This is a genomic window from Microbacterium sp. AISO3 (assembly GCF_002204305.1).
GTDB classification, from domain to species: domain Bacteria; phylum Actinomycetota; class Actinomycetes; order Actinomycetales; family Microbacteriaceae; genus Microbacterium; species Microbacterium arborescens.
In genome coordinates this window covers 1-841 of the sequence record NZ_NHRF01000026.1, presented here as the reverse complement: position 1 = coordinate 841, position 841 = coordinate 1, and the positions used below count along the sequence as shown (strand labels likewise).

Annotated in this window: 2 protein-coding genes; both read left to right on the top strand. The window is 54.0% G+C overall.

Features of this window, described 5'->3' with window-relative positions; translation table 11 throughout:
- On the top strand, nucleotides 1-334 hold a 334-nt coding region (locus tag CBF90_RS16070; RefSeq protein WP_197690600.1), incomplete at its 5' end, for a hypothetical protein.
- A 61-nt stretch (nucleotides 335-395) separates the two neighbouring features.
- On the top strand, nucleotides 396-841 hold a 446-nt coding region (lom, locus tag CBF90_RS16065), incomplete at its 3' end, for an outer membrane beta-barrel protein Lom (RefSeq protein WP_088381078.1).

Sequence of the window (841 nt, the reverse complement as noted above, 5' to 3'; positions counted from 1 at the left end):
CACCGTGACCGATGACCATCCTTTTGATCGCCAGATAGTGGTGCTTCCGCTGACGTTTCGCGGAAGTAAGCGTACTGTCAGCGGCAGGACAACGTATTCGATGTGTTATCTGAAAGTACTGATGAACGGTGCGGTGATTTATGATGGCGCGGCGAACGAGGCGGTACAGGTGTTCTCCCGTATTGTTGACATGCCAGCGGGTCGGGGAAACGTGATCCTGACGTTCACGCTTACGTCCACACGGCATTCGGCAGATATTCCGCCGTATACGTTTGCCAGCGATGTGCAGGTTATGGTGATTAAGAAACAGGCGCTGGGCATCAGCGTGGTCTGAGTGTGTTACAGAGGTTCGTCCGGGAACGGGCGTTTTATTATAAAACAGTGAGAGGTGAACGATGCGTAATGTGTGTATTGCCGTTGCTGTCTTTGCCGCACTTGCGGTGACAGTCACTCCGGCCCGTGCGGAAGGTGGACATGGTACGTTTACGGTGGGCTATTTTCAAGTGAAACCGGGTACATTGCCGTCGTTGTCGGGCGGGGATACCGGTGTGAGTCATCTGAAAGGGATTAACGTGAAGTACCGTTATGAGCTGACGGACAGTGTGGGGGTGATGGCTTCCCTGGGGTTCGCCGCGTCGAAAAAGAGCAGCACAGTGATGACCGGGGAGGATACGTTTCACTATGAGAGCCTGCGTGGACGTTATGTGAGCGTGATGGCCGGACCGGTTTTACAAATCAGTAAGCAGGTCAGTGCGTACGCCATGGCCGGAGTGGCTCACAGTCGGTGGTCCGGCAGTACAATGGATTACCGTAAGACGGAAATCACTCCCGGGTATATGAA